This window comes from Sporosarcina sp. G11-34 (genome assembly GCF_026931025.1).
The window spans coordinates 106,396-123,228 of record NZ_JAHNZW010000001.1; the positions used below are offsets into that span (position 1 = coordinate 106,396).

A 16,833-nucleotide genomic window follows, 5' to 3' on the forward strand; every position below is an offset into this window, starting at 1 on the left:
TTAGTCCGGTTCATCCATAAATATATTTGTATCTATTGCTAAGTCAAAATTGATTCCTCTGTAATCTGGCGGAGCATTTGACTTTATTTCGTTCCAGCGTGATTTAATTTGCCTTTGTTCCTCCAATTTCGCAGCCCAAAATCCAGCATCAAGCATACTAATAATAACTATTCCTAAAATTATCAAACCGATTAGGATTTCATCAAATAGTTCCTGCTGAAGAATGAACATACCGAAAAGGTAAACACTTAAATAAACAATCGCCTTCTTAACTTGACGATTATACGCTTGCCCGAATCCAACCCCTATCACGCTCATCAATCCAGCAATGCGCCCTCTTCTTGGACCTTCTCTAAAAATAAACCCATGAATAAATCCAAAGTATAATATACCTAATATGTGCAGACTAATCATTGCAAACCACGTACCTGCATAATTTCCAAAAAAGCTTAAATCCTCTTTAATTACTTTTAATAATAAATTTATACCCATTTTCTTCCTTCTCCATATCTTTTTAATTATGTAGTTTTTATGACGACTTAATGAATTTAAGCATCACTAAATATAGCTCTAGTAGACTGTTTACACCATATGCATTGAGATAAGGACTTATTACGGAGTTCAAGAATAGCAGTAGTAGAGAGATCACACACTAGGTAGAAATTATCTAACTTGGATACAGACAAAGTAGAGTATAAGTTAGACAGAAAATCATACTCATTCATAAAAAAGCTCGGGATGTAATAACTATAATGAGGGGGGTGTTCTAATGGACAAGAACAAAGAAACTGCATTAGAGCTAGCTAAGATACTAATTCAAAAGAATAACGTTGTGCCCGTATCAACAATTAGCAGCATCGATTCTAAATCTATTCAATACAATATCGACGATGTAAATTACTCGTTTTTTGAAATAATCAACCACTTCTTGGAAAGCATTGATCGAATTGATGATATATAATAGCCAAGTGGATTTGAAAAGATCTTCAGGGATTATTCGTCGAACCAATTTGAATAAAGTATCCAGCACTTGCTAACAGCGCTTCAACTAAGATTCATAACGTTCTCGGTTTACAACTTCCTATAAACCTTGATCGATGGTAAAGGGTTGGTTATAGTAATCCATTCCCTACACTTCCCCAACCAAGGCTGACTTCAATAATTCTGGTAATTTCTTTCAATGCTTCAGCAAATTTACGCCTGACATGAGCTCTACATCGGACAAGCGTATATCAAAGGCCCCAAGACTAGATAAATTATTCTCGACTACTACACCAATAAAAAAACTGATAGCAATTAAAATAACCACATCCGCAGAATAATCGGATGTGGTTATTTTTCCATCTATTTTAATACTTAACAAAATAATTACACGTCCTTTGTATCCTTTCGCGAATTAAATGCCTATGTAGACAATGAAAAGCCCACGGTATATGCAAAAGCTATGGTGCTTACAATTATATTAATAAAAGGGGATTTTACAATGAATTTATTAATTAACGAGTCACCGCTTCAGGTCCAGCCATCTTTAGCGATGAAAGTCGGATTAAACGAGGCCATATTACTTCAGCAACTCCATTTTAGATCACTTATCTCTAAGGATGTGAGGGATGGACATAAGTGGGTTTACAAAACCTATAACGAGTGGAAATACCAAGAGTTCCCGTTCTAGTCTACCGATACAATTATTAGAACGATTCGTAGGCTAGAAAACAATGGGTATATCATTTCGACATCCGTGTACAATCGCATGAACATGGACAAGACAAAGTGGTACCGAATCGACTATTCGAAGCTTCACGGGCTGACAATGCAAAATGCCCCTTCGACGTTAGCACATTCGGCTGTAGAGGATACGCAAATTGCCGCCTCTAGTGACGGCAATTTGCCCCTAGCAATAACCAAAGAACTTAAGAGTAATAAAAAAGAACATGTCGAGAACAATCTCGACGTTGTGTCTGTCGTTGATTATTTAAACGAAAAAACAAGCAAGCAATTTAAAGCGTCTTCGAAAGCGACTGAGCGATTGGTGAAGGGACGTATACATGAAGGATACAAGCTTGGGGATTTCAAAAAGATCATTGATTTGAAAGCGAGAGAATGGCTGAATGATCTACATTGGCAAAAATACTTACGACCTTCAACACTGTTCAATGCGACACACTTTGAAAACTATTTGTTAGAATCCAGAACTAGATATTCACAAGAAAACAGTTCTCCAAAACCAATCGAACTAAACTTCAGCGAAGGAGAGGAATAAATAATTGCGCGTCAGATTTTAGGCACCTGTGTCGCTAGAATTACACAATCCAAAAGAAGAAGCCCCATCATTTCAGCGCTATGTCGACTCTCTCGATTAAATATCAAAAGGCATGAATTGTCATAATGTCATCAGACACAGGCACCTTTTATTTTATGCCAAAAACGACTACCAAATTCAGGCGGAATTAGAGTCCAATCGTCTCTTAACGATATACAAGAAGGATAAAGAACATCATCAAAACACTTGTATATTTGGATTAACAGCAGTGACTGCGTCTTGAAATCGCTGACGATCTTTTCGTGTTATAAAAACGGCTGGAAACAAAAAGAAGGTTCTTCCTGTATCATCCAATACATAAATACCTTTTTGTGTACTACGCTGCTGGTTTAAAGGTTGCTGATTACTCCCAAAAGATAGCCCTTGACTCTGATTGTGGTTGTGGTTGTGGTTGTGGTTGTGGTTGTGGTTGTGGTTATCAGCATGAGAAATCGTAGTAATTACTTCAATTTCTCGCGTTACAATTTGTGCTACATTTTTCAAAGCAATTTCCTCGCCATCAATTATTTTCACATACCGCAATACACCGTCTTCAATCACCAGTTTAGTTTTTAGAATATTGAAAGTGAATAGTACAGGCAACGGTAAAATCAGAAACAACATATTCCTGTTACCCTAACACCACAGCCTGATATAGGTTCATAGATACATCTAAGTTATTACCGCCTAACTTTTCCCCGCGTAAAACTGACGGTGGAGTTCGCGAACTTGTTCCGCGAGATCAGGAACAGGGCCGTCTACTATAGTATTACGAATTACATCTTGGATAGGAAGATTACGAACACGTGATTGCGATACGTTAACCCCGATTTCGCTCAACCATTGCACCAGTTGTTCGGACGAACTAACATAAACTATTCGACCCAATCCTACCCAACCGTGGGCTGCAGCGCACATAGGGCAATGTTCACCCGAAGTATAGACTGTCGCCGTCTCTCTTTCTTCCAACGTCATATTCTCGGCTGCCCATCGAGCCAAAGCAAATTCCGGGTGTTGAGTATGATCACCACCTGCAACGTGGTTATGGTCTTCCGCAAGTACGTCCCCTTTGGCCGAAACCAGAACTGAACCAAATGGTTGGTCACCATTTTCCAGTGCGACCTTCGCTAATTCAATACAACGTCGGAGATGCTTCAAATCTGTATCAGTTATCATAATTATTCTCCTCGTACTGTTTTTATTTTCAGATTAACATTCATAAGTTGAAATGCAAAAAACAATCAAGTATCTTTAATAATCGTGTTAGTTCTATATATAGGCACATCGACCTAATATAACAACTCATATTTAATTATTGTGCAAGACAAATGTTAATTAATACTTACATATGGATTCAATTAATGACACTTTGATATTATGGATATGCTTACTGGCTTGTCATTTTTATTATAGGCCTACTTGGTTAACAGCATAAGTAGCAGCTTCATCATTGAAACCTTCAAATTTTAACTGCTCTATTAAGCCACTCTTTGAAAATGCAGTATAATCTAGGTAGTTTTCGGCCATTTTCACTGCTTGCTCTTTCCAATCGACATTGATTTTTTCTACTGCGTAGGTTGCATCCTCGTTATTGAAACCTTCGAAATTTAACTGATTTATTAAGCCACTTTTTGAGAATGCTGTATAATCTAAATAGCTTCGAGCCATCTTCACTGCTTGTTGTTGTGACTTCGTTTCTGCATCTTCTAACTCTTTCTTAGCTTGTTCTGCTTTCTTTGCTTCTTCCTCTTTCTTAGCTACTTCTACTTTCTTTGCTTCTTCTGCTTTCTTAGCCTCTTCCTCTTTCTTTGCTTCTTCTACTTTCTTAGCCTCTTCCTCTTTCTTTGCTTCTTCTACTTTCTTAGCCTCTTCCTCTTTCTTTGCTTCTTCTACTTTCTTAGCCTCTTCCTCTTTCTTTGCTTCTTCTACTTTCTTAGCCTCTTCCTCTTTCTTTGCCTCCTCCTCTTTCTTAGCTTCTTCTTCGTCTTCTAGCTCTTGAACCATTTGAACCTCACTATTAACACCTTCATTTGTAGGAGGTACAGTTGCTCCAAATAAAATGAAAAATACTGCTGTAGCTATCCCAAAATAAATCACCACTGACTTCCTATTTTTTTTAACTACAGGAAGCCATCTTAAAACAATATTCGGTTTAATTAAACCTATAAGTAATGCAAAAAAAGATATAAATAATAAAACGAAAAATAAAGTGTTCATCTCTTCTCCTCCTTTAATTATAGTTACACAGTGCTAATACATAAAATATTTCTTCTTTGGAGTAAAGCTATATTCAACTGAAAAACCGTAACTGAACTTCAATCATTCTTGATAATATATATTCATATTTTTCTTGCAAGCGTTAAAAATAGAGCTTACTAATTTTATTAATTTTTTTTTGATATCAGCACACATTCGTACCCATTTCACGCGAGATGCTTTATGAGTTCGTTTTCCAGTTGTCGCTCAGATTTGGCCATTACTTTAGCCGCCCTTTGGAAAGCTCTCACTTGGTTGATGCATGTTTCCAATTTCTATTGATACTTCCATTCTACCATATCCATAGGACCTTTATCTGAAAAGTCTTGAAAGTTAATGGAAGTCGATTGCACTTTACTTCATTTGCAGTCAGTATGCCTTAAACTCTTCTAAACAACTCTTACAAATACAAGTCTTCCTTACTTCTTCGGCTGGAAGTATCTCAAAAATTTCAGATGGAAATACTTCTTTCGTACACCAGCATTCACCCAAAGTTTTTTCTTTTGAGTTACAGCAGTTATTACCCATGTTACAAAGTGGACAGTACTCTTTTTTAGCTTCCATGTCCCACACCCCTTTCAGGTTAAACTGTAGCGTGACCCGCCGGATTTATGATTGACCTTTAATTGAATAAGCGTCCGAATTTCAAGAAGGTCTTGGTCTTTCAACTGATCGAGATGTGTTGTGATTTCTGAAACAACTTGCTCACGCCCATCAGGTCCCGCATATTTCCGATCCTTTAAACTACTAATTCGCTTTACCAGTTCTTCAATTTCTTCACGATGACCTACATTATAGTAAGGCTTCTCTTCGGCAATTTGATCAAACAGTGTTGAAATGGAATCTTCTGATACTAAGGGATATGTTTTATCGATATTCCCTTTTAATAATTCTTCTACAGAAACATCAAATCGATTACTAATTTCAACAATCCAACTTGCTGAAGGCACACTCTTGCCCTCTTCCCAGTTTTTAATGCGGCTAGCCGATGTCCCTATTTCTTTACCAAATGCCATCATCGTAAAACCGACCCTTTCACGCAATGCCCTTAATCTATTCCCAAACTTCTCAGGATTCCAATCCATACCCAACACCTCTTTTTATTTATTAGTAACCCCATTATTTACTAATAAGTAATTAAAGTCAACATGAATTACTTTAAAGGAAGGTTATTATTTTTGATACAGCAAGAAGTTAAATTTATACATTTACCGCCCGCAGTTTTGCGCTTATTATACAAAAAACAGCAATTCATTTCCGAATTTATCGAAAGTGAATTGCTGTTTATTTGGGCCAACTTCTCTGATTGAAGTTTATATTTTAAAGATTAGATTACATCTTTCTGTTCATACCGTGCAAAACGAAGATTATCAATTTTAGTTGCACCCTTCTACTGCGCACTGTTTCTAAAGATTTTTTTATACCACATTCTAACCCTTCGTTATAGCTTCTCTTACTATTTTCAGGATGCCCTATTTTCTCCACTATTTTTCCTATTCTTAAATGAGTAGCCAACAATTATCGCGTAAATACCCAACGGAAAAGCGATCCACCACATTTTTTTTGCTTTATCAATAAGCTCCATCACCAATGAGCGATCCACTGTGACCTCTCCATTTAATGAAGCTACCGTAATTCCGTCCACAATAACTTCATTACTTTCTTCCTTTAAACTAAACCACTCATAGTCTTCATACTTATTCATCTCTTCAACTACTTCTTTTAGACGATCTAGCCCTAAATATGGATGATAGAAAAATGATAAATGACTGTCCGAGAATCCTGAAATATGGTTAACTGCTCCCAGAATCTCATCAACCGCTTGGTTATTTTCCGGTTCGATATACCCCAGAGATTCAGGGTATAATTTCATGCCGTGCAGCATGGCAGGTCTACTGTCATAATAAGGGGTAAAAGTCGTCTTATATGTCCGATCTGAAATTTGGATTTGCCCAATATAGGTTGTAAAATATGTAGACAGCTCTTTATAGCCTGATTGAGACATTGTATAATGAGGTGCTTCAAATGCCAGTGGGTACAATCTTTCTTCAACTAATTCAGATACACCTTTTGTTATAGTGGACTTAATATAACCACTTTCAAATTCTAGCCCATTCTTTATATGTGCATCGTATTCCTCATTCGTTTCAAAATCACTTCTGAATAACACCTTTTCATCTTTTGCCTGATAAATCGGGCGATCATTGTTTACATCCCAATATTCAAATCCCTCCCCAGTTTCTGCATCACGGTATTGATGATAGTAACCATGCATGACAATGCTTGCCCCGTTATCTTGCATTTTCCGCAACACTTTAACTAATTTTCTTGAATCCGACAAGTGTATTTCTTCACCTGTTTGCGGATTGTAGTAGACAGGAATTACCGTAATCATATAGGGTATCTTTTCTTCCTTTAAATATTCCGCAATTTCATTTAGTTTTTCCGGATCACTTTTTGGGTGCACATCCTCTAAACGTAGCGATTTCTTTGGAGTGCCACGCTCCGCATCAAAGAAGTCAAATAGTACTTCCCCTAAGTTTTCACCTATTTGATCATATATATTTTCAGAATTCAAATAATAAGTTGTCCCTTTTTTATAGATTAATGGATATGGACTTTCTGCGGTCGGATCTGAATATAAAACCTCGGCCTCTTCTCTGTAATCCTTGCCTGCTAATGAAGTCACTTCAAAGCTTTCAATGTCTTTCCCTAAATAGAATAATGCGCCATTATAATCGCTTATTTCAGGAATTTCATATTCTCCTAAATCTTCACTCCGTTGTCCAAAGTAAAACACATGAGAATAATCATCTATATTTTGATTTTCAATGACATCATTTGTTTGGGTTATCGTAATATCCGATGTGAAATGTCCAATTAGTAAATCCAACTTTCGAACTTCTTCTATTTGTTCATCGCTATCACTATGATACATAATTAATGCTTTGGGCTGTTTACTTATAGTAGCTGATGAAGACATATTCGCGTAAGAGGCGATCGTTACAATGATCACTATCAAGGCTACAATAATTCGTTTCATATATAACTCACCACTTTGCTATTTTTTTGTATTCTTCTCTAATAACATTTGATACTGAATATAATCAAAAAAGTGTGTATCCGCTAACGTCTTTGCAGTTGCTATCTTTTCGGCCTGTTCCATAACTTCTTTCGCAAAGGCAGGTTCATTAATTTTATTGAAATACAAACTAAGATAATAATAGACAGCTAATGATTCGTAATTGACCGTTGCCTCCTGTGTCTGCCTATCATACCTACCTAATAGCTTCCCATTACTTTTCCATTCGCGGGTGACCCAGTTTTCAAAAGTGCTTGAGCCATGTCCCATGTCTTGTCTGTTAATCGCTATTAACAGTTGATCGATAAGATGAACCTCTTTGCTTTCAATATACTTCTGGTATTTAACATCGTAGTATTCTGGAAAGAAAACAGCAGTATCATCTAGACTTATTAGAAGTTGCTTGGTTTTATTCGTAGCTGAATAATCATTGATCAGATAGCTCAGTGTAATTCTTTCCGCTGGCATCCTAAATGTCCAATCGTAAAAATCTACATGTATTCCATCTGACTGTTGCACTCTTGAAATTGTTTCTTCCAATCGACTTGACAATTTTTCATACGCCGGTTGGTTAAACAATTCGCTTGCTTCGTTTAGAGATGCAATGATACGAACATCATCAATTAGCGCATTCACTGTCGCATCTTCATACAATACCCAACGTACGAATACCAATTCGTTTTGTTCAACGAGATAATCGCTTACCAATCGGTCAACCTGAATTTCGAAGTTTTTTTCGTCCTCTACTAGCACTAGGTATTGCATGTACAAACCTATACTTTCTGATAGATACTGGGAATTCTGATCTAATGGATAAGCATGTAGATTACCATCTGAATTTGTGTATTTCTCCTCAACGGTTTGTTGCACAGTCTTCACTCCGCACCCTCCGATAGTTAGTAGCAAAATCAGTAACATTATATAATTGATTTTCATTGTTTTGTCCCTTTGAATCTTTGTGTTTTATCCCAACCAATTGTTTTCCCCCGTATGCGGCTCCACAAATAGATTGAAAAGCTACGAACTAACAAGATGATAAATAATTGGGCGTAGGTGAAATACATTATGAGCACAAAGATGACGTTTTTCAACGACACATTTCGATCTACGACAAGCGCACTCAATAACTGTGCGGTATAAACTATGTAACTCATGAACCACAAAATCAGTAGTGGTGCCCCCATAGCGGGTAATTCATATCCCGACAAACTCATGACAAAGAATATATCCGAGAACAATAACAATATGACAAAGAATAAATACGTCAGCACATGTTGCAGGCTTAACACAAAGGTCTTCCCTTTCCAATGTGTCAATTCGTGAAGTGATTTCTCCAGCAAATAAATATTCCCAGTTAACCAGCGGGTTCGTTGTTTGATGAAAGTTCCCACTTTTTCCGGTTCTTGCTCCCATGTCCTAGAGCTAGGAACAACTGGCAACCAGTATCCAGCAGCGGTTAAGCGTACCGTTAGCTCCGCATCTTCTGCCAATGCATTGACGTCGTATCCGCCTAATTCCTCTAACACTGATCGCCTGAGTAACATATTTGTTCCAGCAAGTGAACCGATTTTAAATAGTGCCCACCGTCCGCATTGCATCAGTAACTGAAAAACTTGAAATTCAAGAGAAATCATTCGCGTTAAACTATTTTTGCTGGCATTTTTTGTCTTTACATAGCCTACTGCACCAGCAGATTTTTCCGTAGCTTCTGCTACTTCAACCAGTTTTTCTAAAGCATCTGACTCTGGCTCATTATCCGCATCATAGACGACGAAATACTCTGATATTGACATACTTAAACCGTAATTTAAGACACGCGACTTTCCAGACGGCTTCCCAGGCGGTACCGGAATGTAATGAATACGGGAAAAGAGTGCTGAAAACTCCTGAGCGATTTCTGCTGTATCATCCTGAGAGTTATCATCAAGCACATATATGTCTAATTTCCCTTTATACTTCAACCTCGCCATTGCGCGAAGTGTATTTTCAATTACAATTCCCTCGTTATGGGCAGGTATCAATAACGCAACACTCGGATAAAACTGAAGCCCTTTCGGTTCTTTATTACTAGCACGATACCAAATTCCTGCTATTGTTACAGTTGAATAAAAAATAAGTAATAGCCAGAAAAAAGACATAGTAATCATTAGTAACCAGGTCATCGTAAGTCACCCATTAAATCTATCAACTGATCATGATCTGATAGCTTAGTCACAGAATGATTGAATGGTGGTTCAATTAAATTCAATTCACTTCGGACATTTTCTACATAACGATCATATACACGTAGTACGCCAGATTCATTCGTTCCTTTTAACAATATATAAATAACAGAATCCGCACTTGTCACCAAATCAATTTTCTGACGAATTGTCTTCATAGCTAAATCTTCTAATGTTTCCTGTAAGTTTTGTTTTGTCCGTTTATTTTGATGTTTAATTGTAATTTTTACAAACCATACCTCTTCTTTAGAACGCTCACTCGATTTAAACAACCAAAGCGATTGCTCCATAAATTCATGTACTGTAAGAATGCCTGTCTCACCGTTATACTTTTGCAACAACTGAACTTGTCGAATTAGCTCATTATGTTCATAGCCAATATTTTTAAGATTATTTAAGAGAATCCAAAATAACATGATGAAACTTGTAAATAATAAATGATCGTACATATACAATAATTGAATTTCCGTAGACTGGTTATTTATAAATGCATATACCGTTAAAAAGACTCCATAAGATAGGACCAGACTAATCGCATATAAAAATACGAAACGTTCATGAATCATCGTCATAAGAAGTACAGAAACACTTCCAATGAAGATGATTTCTTGGTAAAAAGGCAATTGTAAAAACACGATTGCCCACCCATTAACCAATATCGCTAAGATCAATATACTCATGGTGAAATTTTTATTCATAGTGGGCTCCTTTTCAAATAAATTATATTTTTAAATTGCACTTAATTAAATTTCCCTATATTTTCATTCTCAAACTATAGCATTTTTTGCATAACAATACTATTGGCCTTAGTTATCTATAGGAATACAATTGATTTCGTACTGCATCCTTATCAAATCTCAATATTATATGAAGATAACAGATAAAAAAACATAAATAAGACCCGATTACGTTCAATTACGAACGTAGTCGGGTCTTATAGTTTGAACTAATGAATCTAAATTTCATTCCTATACCGATAAAGACAGGGAGTACAATAATCCAGTACATTTACCGACTATCACTTTTCGGGTCAAACGCATCTCTAAGACCATCACCAATAAAGTTAATGGCAAGTACAGTTACTAATATGGCAAGCCCCGGTGGAATCCATGCCTCAGGATGATAGCGCAGAATCCGTATACTTTGAGCTTCGGAAATCATATTCCCCCAAGTTGGCGTTGGTTGTGGAATTCCAAATCCTATAAAACTTAAAGCCGATTCAATAATAATCATCGTAGCCATCATTAATGTAGCGTTGACGATAATCGGACCAATTGCATTGGGGATAAAGTGTCTGAAGATAATTCTCACATCACTTGCGCCAATTGCCCTCGCCCCAAGAACAAACTCTTGTTCACGCAGCGAAAGAAAGGTTCCTCGTACAATCCTGGTTAGCGTCGGCCAAGATGTAATTGCAATTACAGTAACAAAAATACCAATTGTGACTTTCTCAAGCAGCGCAATGATCGTTAATGCTAAAACTAGAAACGGTAAGGCTAATACTAAGTCTGCAAAGCGCATAATAATATTATCTACCACTCCACCATAATAACCAGCGAGTGCACCAGTGACTAACCCAATCGCTAAGGTGAAAAGCATCGCACTAAAACCAACGACTAAAGATATTCTGGCTCCATACAATAACCTGGAAAAGTTATCACGCCCTGAACCATCTGTACCTAAAATATGTTCACTTGACGGGCTTTGTTCAACAAGTAATAAATTATGGGCTTTCGGATCATGTGGTGTTAATAGTGGTGCAAAAACGGCCATAAAAACAACAAGTAATAAAATAACAAGGCCTACAATTGCTAACTTATTTTTTAAAAATCGACGCACAGATAATTGAAGTGGACTTCTATGTGCTCGACTTTTCTGCTCGTCCACCGAATCATTTTGAATTGGTTCACTTGGACCTACTGATTGAACCATACGATACCACCTCAATCATAACGTATTCTCGGATCCACGATGCTATAAAAAATATCCGCCAATAAATTTCCTACGAGAATCGTCACACCCAATAATAATGCGATAGCCATAACGATTGGATAATCACGATTTGTAATGGAACCAATAAATAATGTTCCAAGACCTGGGTAACTAAAAACTTGTTCTGTAATAATCGCGCCGCTCAATATTGCGCCAAATTCAAAACCCATTAGCGTAATAATTGGTATTAAAGCATTCCGCAACGTATGTTTATACAAAACATTTCGTTCGCTCATCCCTTTGGCCTTTGCAGTACGAATATAATCACTTCCAAGTACATCCAGCACTTCCGACCGCATATAACGCATATAGGAAGCCGTACTAGCAAGACCCAATGTGAGCCCAGGAAGAATCATATGATGCATACGATCTTTAAACTCAGCAAATCCCGTAAGACCGGTAGAAGACAAAGTACCTTGCGCCGGAAACCAGCCAAGTTGTATAGATAATAGATAGATAACAACAAGTCCAAAGAAAAAGTTCGGTACAGCAAGTCCCATAAAACCAAAAATTGTAGCCCCATAGTCCAATATTGAATAAGGTTTACGCGCCGAGTAAATACCGATTGGGATGGCGACAATTAACGTGATTCCAAGTGCAAACACCCCTAAATAGACAGTATTCAAAACACGTTCCTTAATTAAACTTTTAACCGAACGACCATTAAACGTAATCGATTCGCCAAAATCTCCTACCACAACCCTTTTGGCCCAATTAATGTATTGAACTGGAACTGGGTCGTTAAAGCCGAGCGCTTCACGTTGTTGCTCGTATACCTCTGGATTCACCTTTGGGTCCAATATCTTTCCTGTAAATGGATCCCCAGGGGCCGCTTTAGCTAAACCGAATATGATCATGGACAAGGCAAGTAACATTGGGATAAATATCAATATTCTTCTGATAATGTATTGGTACATTATATGCCCCCCAATGAAGGAGGAGAGTATGCAACTGATTTCGCATACTCTCACCTATTATCCTTCTACTGTATTATTAGTCGTTAACCCACCAAGTATGGGCATCTCTATACATCGTAAACGGAAGAATTTCAACATTTTCGATTCTATCATTGTACGCCCAGATACTATTCTGCGCATAAAGGATCAATGCTGGTAGATCCTCCGAATAAAGTTTTTGCCATTCTTGATACTTAGTATTACGGTAGTCATCCTCAAATGCATCAGGAGCTGTTACCGCATCGTAGAGTAACTTGTCAGATTCCGGATTGTTCCAACGCGAGAAGTTATAGGCATCTTTTATGCCCCATAAGCCTAACGGATCTGCGTCAGCACTACCCAGGCTCCATCCAATTAAATATAAATCCCAATCATTATTATCGTCTTGCAGACCAGGAACATAAACCGACATTTCTGTTGGTTGTCCTAAATTCACTTTAATGCCAACCTTTTCAAGATCAGAAACAATTATAGGTGCAGATTTCTCACGCAATGGATTTCCAGTTGGATAATGCATGTTAAGGACCCATTCATTGCCGTCTGGATCTTCACGGAATCCATCACCCGTTTTATCTACATAGCCAAGCTCATCTAGCATTTCCTCGGCTTTCTCTGGATCGTACGTATACTGTATTCCAGCTTCCGCATCATATGCTGGGAATTGAACAGCTATTGGTGAGTTAATAAGCTGGCCATGTCCATGTAGTAATCCTTGACCATGACCTTCCCCGATTAAACCTTCTCTGTTTACTGCCCAGGAAATGGCTTGCCTTACTTTTGGATTAGCTATTTTTTCGTTCGGCACCCAATTTTCAGGTTTAATGTCTCCTGCTTCAACATCTTCACCTGTACGATGATTATGTTTGAATCCTAGAAGTTGGTATCCAAAATCCGGTTGCTCAATCACTGTAACATTTTCATATTCGTTCACCATATCGAAATCCGCCGGGTCAATCCCGCCTGGTAATGCAATAAAGTCAATTTCACCTTTTTCAAGTAGCCCGGTCATAACAGACCCATCAACAATTTTCCAAACAAGTTTATCTAAGTTTGGTTCGCCTTGCCAATAGTCCGCGTGTTTTTCAAGGATATATTGTTCACGTTCAATCATATCTGCAAACTTAAATGGACCTGTTCCAATAACTTTTCCAGCATCAAGTGATTCTGGGGCTTCTGGAATTTCAGCTACAGGAATATCTTCGAATATATGCTTAGGTATTATTGTGAAACTCGTATAATACAGTGGAATCACGCTAGGCTCTTCAAATTTGAATGTAACTTCATAATCACTATCCGCAACTACACCAAGAAACTCTTTGGACTCACCACTTACGTAGTCTTCATAGCCTAATAGTGGCTCTGCGAAGGTAGTTCGTATTCCGCCGGCATTTACATAATCCGGATCAGAAATTGCTTGATAGGTATACACAACATCATGAGCAGTGAACGGTTCACCATCATGCCACTTTACGCCTTCTTCAAGAAAAAATGTAATTTCAGTTTGGTCATCATTAATCTTCCATTCTTTCGCCAATCTTGGAATGAAACCTAAGTCTTCATCTTGAGCAGTCAGGCCTTCATGTGTAAAGTCTAGAATGTTAGACTCGTAAGCTTCTTCGTAAAAGATTGGGTTAAACATCCCTGCAGGCGCTGTGTGCATTGCACCAGTAACTGTACCGCCTTTTTTAGGACTATCATCTGCTACTTCTTCATCTTTAGCTTTTTCTCCTGAAGTATCATCTTCCTTACTTCCATCAGCGTCTTCAGCAGTACAAGCTGCTAAAACTAGGCCAAACATCAGTAATAAAACCAATAAAAATATACTGTTCTTATATCTTTTCAACAAAACATTTCCCCCTTTATTAGTGAATAATAACGTCCCGACTTTTTCTTATACTAAGAACTGAACACACCACCCCCTAAAAAGGTAATTGCATTATCCTTCCGTATACAAATGACAGGCTACAAAATGGTCTTTTTCTAACTCTATCAATTCAGGTCTGTCGACTACACACCGATCATGCGCTTGTGGACATCTTGTCCTAAAGGTACAGCCAGAGGGCGGGTTTGCAGGACTGGGCAAATCACCTTCCAATTTCACTTTTTCTTGTTTATCATTGGAATCTTCATTTAGATCTATAACAGGAATAGAAGACAAAAGGGCACGTGTATATGGATGAAGTGGATTACTGTAAAGCTCCTTTTTTGGAGCAAGTTCAACAAACCGCCCTAAATACATAACCGCCACTCGGTCACTAATATGCTTAACGACGCTTAAATCGTGTGCAATAAATAGATACGTCAAATTTAATTCTTCTTGAAGATCCTTCATTAGATTTAATATTTGGGCTTGTATGGAAACATCGAGTGCGGAAACGGGTTCGTCGCATATGACGAATTTCGGGTTAACGATGAGTGCCCGAGCTATACTTATTCGCTGTCGCTGTCCGCCGGAAAATTCATGTGGATACTTTTGTCGATCGTCTGAACGTAATCCCACTTTTCCAATCATTGCAATGACAAGTTTATTTCGCTCCGCTTTCGATAACTTCCCTTGTACGAGTAATGGTTCTTCTATGAGTTGTCCTACACTCATCTTTGAATTTAATGAAGCAAAAGGGTCTTGAAATACAATTTGCATATCCCCCCGTTGCGGTCGAATTTTCCGTTGACTCAAATACGAGATGTCAACACCATCAAAGATTACATGACCTTCAGTTGGTTCAAGTAGACGTAACATGACACGTCCCAATGTAGACTTTCCAGATCCCGATTCACCGACAATACCGAGTGTTTCACCTTTGTAAATCGAAAAAGAAACATCATCTACTGCTTTTAGCTGTCCAACTGCGCGTCCCAATATCCCGCCTTTTATAGGGAAATATTTCTTTAAACTTTGAACTTCTACCAGTAAATCCTTCTCAATCTTTTTCTCCATATTCGAACTTTCCAAGTTCCGTTCAATCATTGTCATTTATAGTTCCACCCCTCCTCGTACAGGAAGCAACGAACAAAATGATCCGGTCCAATCTTTTTCAGTTCAGGATTCGACTCCTTACACTTATCCATTACATATGGACAACGAGTTGCAAAACGGCAACCTTTCGGAAAGTTATAGGCTGGTGGTACCGTTCCCTTAATCGTTCCGAGTCGATCCACATCTTCGTCTATATTTGGTAAACTTGCTAGCAATCCTTGTGTGTATGGGTGTTTTGTGAGTCTCAAAAGTTGTTTGGTAGGGGCTTGTTCAACAATTTGACCCCCGTACATAACCATTACGCGGTCTGTATATTCATAGACGACGCCAAGATCATGTGTAATTAGTAAAATTGCCATTTGAAATGTCTTTTGCATCTCTGCAAGTAAATCGAGTATTTGTGCTTGTATCGTTACGTCTAACGCAGTTGTTGGCTCGTCAGCAATTAAGAGTTCCGGATTGCATGATATCGCCATCGCAATCATCACACGTTGTCTCATGCCACCCGATAGTTGATGTGGATATTCTTTCATAATTTCTTCTGGTCGCGGAATACCTACAATCTTCAATAATTCAATTGCTCGTAGTTCCGCATCACGTTTTTTAAGTTTTTTATGCTTTCGCATGATTTCTGTAATTTGGTTCCCTATTGTATAAACCGGATTCAATGCTGTCATCGGTTCCTGAAAAATCATCGCAATTTTGTTTCCTCGGATAGTGGACATTTGTTTTGATTTTAACTTGAGTAATTCCTGTCCTTTCATTAGGATTCTTCCGTTTACAATGCGTCCAGGTTTATTAATGAGCTGCATGATGGAGAGTGCTGTGATACTCTTTCCGCTGCCAGATTCACCGACAAGCGCAACCGTTTCACCTGGATAGACTGTAAACGAGACACCATCAACCGCTTTTGCAACTTGATTCTCGTTTAAGTAAAAGTATGTTCTCAAGTTCCCGATATCTAGTACTGGCTGATTGCTCACATATACACCCCATTCAATATACTATCCAATACAAAACTTGTTCATATTCACTAGATTAATTAATGA

At 37.9% G+C, this 16,833-nt stretch carries 18 protein-coding genes; 3 read left to right on the forward strand and 15 right to left on the reverse strand.

Translation table 11 applies throughout. The features are described 5' to 3' along the window. A complete protein-coding gene (locus KSU66_RS00455; RefSeq protein WP_269049441.1) occupies positions 1-492 on the reverse strand; it encodes a hypothetical protein in 492 nt (163 codons plus the stop codon). A gap of 277 nt (positions 493-769) precedes the next feature. Here KSU66_RS00455 and KSU66_RS00460 point away from each other — a divergent pair, with 277 nt between their 5' ends. The 3 genes from KSU66_RS00460 (at position 770) to KSU66_RS00470 (ending at position 2,260) form a co-directional block, all read left to right on the forward strand. Then, positions 770-961: a hypothetical protein gene (locus KSU66_RS00460; RefSeq protein ID WP_269049442.1), complete on the forward strand. Its 192-nt coding sequence runs from the start codon at positions 770-772 to the stop codon at positions 959-961. Positions 962-1,483: 522 nt separating this feature from the next. Then, entirely contained in the window at positions 1,484-1,672 is a 189-nt protein-coding gene (locus KSU66_RS00465) for a hypothetical protein (protein WP_269049443.1), read from the forward strand. 84 nt (positions 1,673-1,756) lie between these two features. Next, positions 1,757-2,260, forward strand: coding sequence for a conserved phage C-terminal domain-containing protein (locus tag KSU66_RS00470; protein WP_269049444.1), 504 nt, complete (start codon positions 1,757-1,759; stop codon positions 2,258-2,260). Positions 2,261-2,497: 237 nt separating this feature from the next. Here the strand turns inward: KSU66_RS00470 and KSU66_RS00475 are convergent, their stop codons facing one another. The 14 genes from KSU66_RS00475 to KSU66_RS00540 form a co-directional block, all read right to left on the reverse strand. After that, positions 2,498-2,860: a hypothetical protein gene (locus KSU66_RS00475; protein WP_269049445.1), complete on the reverse strand. Its 363-nt coding sequence runs from the start codon at positions 2,858-2,860 to the stop codon at positions 2,498-2,500. A gap of 126 nt (positions 2,861-2,986) precedes the next feature. Beyond that, on the reverse strand, positions 2,987-3,475 hold the full coding sequence (locus KSU66_RS00480; RefSeq protein ID WP_269049446.1) for a nucleoside deaminase: 489 nt from the start codon (positions 3,473-3,475) through the stop codon (positions 2,987-2,989). A 231-nt stretch (positions 3,476-3,706) separates the two neighbouring features. Then, complete coding sequence (locus KSU66_RS00485) at positions 3,707-4,516, reverse strand: Ltp family lipoprotein (protein ID WP_269049447.1); 810 nt, start codon at positions 4,514-4,516, stop codon at positions 3,707-3,709. A 408-nt stretch (positions 4,517-4,924) separates the two neighbouring features. Next, a complete protein-coding gene (locus KSU66_RS00490; RefSeq protein WP_269049448.1) occupies positions 4,925-5,119 on the reverse strand; it encodes a cysteine-rich CWC family protein in 195 nt (64 codons plus the stop codon). Positions 5,120-5,133: 14 nt separating this feature from the next. Then, complete coding sequence (locus KSU66_RS00495; protein ID WP_269049449.1) at positions 5,134-5,640, reverse strand: helix-turn-helix domain-containing protein; 507 nt, start codon at positions 5,638-5,640, stop codon at positions 5,134-5,136. Positions 5,641-6,017: 377 nt separating this feature from the next. Next, entirely contained in the window at positions 6,018-7,598 is a 1,581-nt protein-coding gene (locus KSU66_RS00500; protein WP_269049450.1) for a polysaccharide deacetylase family protein, read from the reverse strand. A gap of 18 nt (positions 7,599-7,616) precedes the next feature. Beyond that, positions 7,617-8,516 (reverse strand): hypothetical protein, encoded by a 900-nt coding sequence (locus tag KSU66_RS00505; protein ID WP_269049451.1) that lies wholly within the window; start codon positions 8,514-8,516, stop codon positions 7,617-7,619. Positions 8,517-8,569: 53 nt separating this feature from the next. Then, entirely contained in the window at positions 8,570-9,799 is a 1,230-nt protein-coding gene (locus KSU66_RS00510; RefSeq protein ID WP_269049452.1) for a glycosyltransferase family 2 protein, read from the reverse strand. Further along, the gene (locus KSU66_RS00515) at positions 9,796-10,557 is read right to left on the reverse strand and encodes a hypothetical protein (protein WP_269049453.1); all 762 of its coding nucleotides are present in this window, start codon (positions 10,555-10,557) and stop codon (positions 9,796-9,798) included. The genes KSU66_RS00510 and KSU66_RS00515 overlap by 4 nt, the downstream gene beginning before the upstream one ends. 310 nt (positions 10,558-10,867) lie before the next feature. Next, positions 10,868-11,791 carry an oligopeptide ABC transporter permease gene (opp4C, locus tag KSU66_RS00520; RefSeq protein ID WP_269049454.1) on the reverse strand — a complete coding sequence of 308 codons (924 nt, stop codon included), beginning with the start codon at positions 11,789-11,791 and terminating at the stop codon, positions 10,868-10,870. Positions 11,792-11,802: 11 nt separating this feature from the next. Continuing rightward, positions 11,803-12,768, reverse strand: coding sequence for an ABC transporter permease (locus tag KSU66_RS00525; RefSeq protein ID WP_269049455.1), 966 nt, complete (start codon positions 12,766-12,768; stop codon positions 11,803-11,805). 76 nt (positions 12,769-12,844) lie between these two features. Next, the gene (locus tag KSU66_RS00530) at positions 12,845-14,653 is read right to left on the reverse strand and encodes an ABC transporter substrate-binding protein (protein ID WP_329958750.1); all 1,809 of its coding nucleotides are present in this window, start codon (positions 14,651-14,653) and stop codon (positions 12,845-12,847) included. A gap of 90 nt (positions 14,654-14,743) precedes the next feature. After that, positions 14,744-15,775 carry an ABC transporter ATP-binding protein gene (locus KSU66_RS00535; RefSeq protein ID WP_443028923.1) on the reverse strand — a complete coding sequence of 344 codons (1,032 nt, stop codon included), beginning with the start codon at positions 15,773-15,775 and terminating at the stop codon, positions 14,744-14,746. A 2-nt stretch (positions 15,776-15,777) separates the two neighbouring features. Next, positions 15,778-16,767 (reverse strand): ABC transporter ATP-binding protein, encoded by a 990-nt coding sequence (locus tag KSU66_RS00540; protein ID WP_269049457.1) that lies wholly within the window; start codon positions 16,765-16,767, stop codon positions 15,778-15,780. Positions 16,768-16,833 lie beyond the last annotated feature (66 nt).

Coding starts and splice junctions, on each gene's coding strand:
- KSU66_RS00510 (WP_269049452.1), bottom strand. CDS start 9,799: ATGACCTGGTTACTAATGATTACTATGTCTTTTTTCTGGCTATTACTT.
- KSU66_RS00525 (WP_269049455.1), bottom strand. CDS start 12,768: ATGTACCAATACATTATCAGAAGAATATTGATATTTATCCCAATGTTA.
- KSU66_RS00500 (WP_269049450.1), bottom strand. CDS start 7,598: ATGAAACGAATTATTGTAGCCTTGATAGTGATCATTGTAACGATCGCC.
- KSU66_RS00515 (WP_269049453.1), bottom strand. CDS start 10,557: ATGAATAAAAATTTCACCATGAGTATATTGATCTTAGCGATATTGGTT.
- KSU66_RS00485 (WP_269049447.1), bottom strand. CDS start 4,516: ATGAACACTTTATTTTTCGTTTTATTATTTATATCTTTTTTTGCATTA.
- KSU66_RS00495 (WP_269049449.1), bottom strand. CDS start 5,640: ATGGATTGGAATCCTGAGAAGTTTGGGAATAGATTAAGGGCATTGCGT.
- KSU66_RS00465 (WP_269049443.1), top strand. CDS start 1,484: ATGAATTTATTAATTAACGAGTCACCGCTTCAGGTCCAGCCATCTTTA.
- KSU66_RS00460 (WP_269049442.1), top strand. CDS start 770: ATGGACAAGAACAAAGAAACTGCATTAGAGCTAGCTAAGATACTAATT.
- KSU66_RS00455 (WP_269049441.1), bottom strand. CDS start 492: ATGGGTATAAATTTATTATTAAAAGTAATTAAAGAGGATTTAAGCTTT.
- opp4C (WP_269049454.1), bottom strand. CDS start 11,791: ATGGTTCAATCAGTAGGTCCAAGTGAACCAATTCAAAATGATTCGGTG.
- KSU66_RS00480 (WP_269049446.1), bottom strand. CDS start 3,475: ATGATAACTGATACAGATTTGAAGCATCTCCGACGTTGTATTGAATTA.
- KSU66_RS00535 (WP_443028923.1), bottom strand. CDS start 15,775: ATGATTGAACGGAACTTGGAAAGTTCGAATATGGAGAAAAAGATTGAG.
- KSU66_RS00470 (WP_269049444.1), top strand. CDS start 1,757: ATGGACAAGACAAAGTGGTACCGAATCGACTATTCGAAGCTTCACGGG.
- KSU66_RS00490 (WP_269049448.1), bottom strand. CDS start 5,119: ATGGAAGCTAAAAAAGAGTACTGTCCACTTTGTAACATGGGTAATAAC.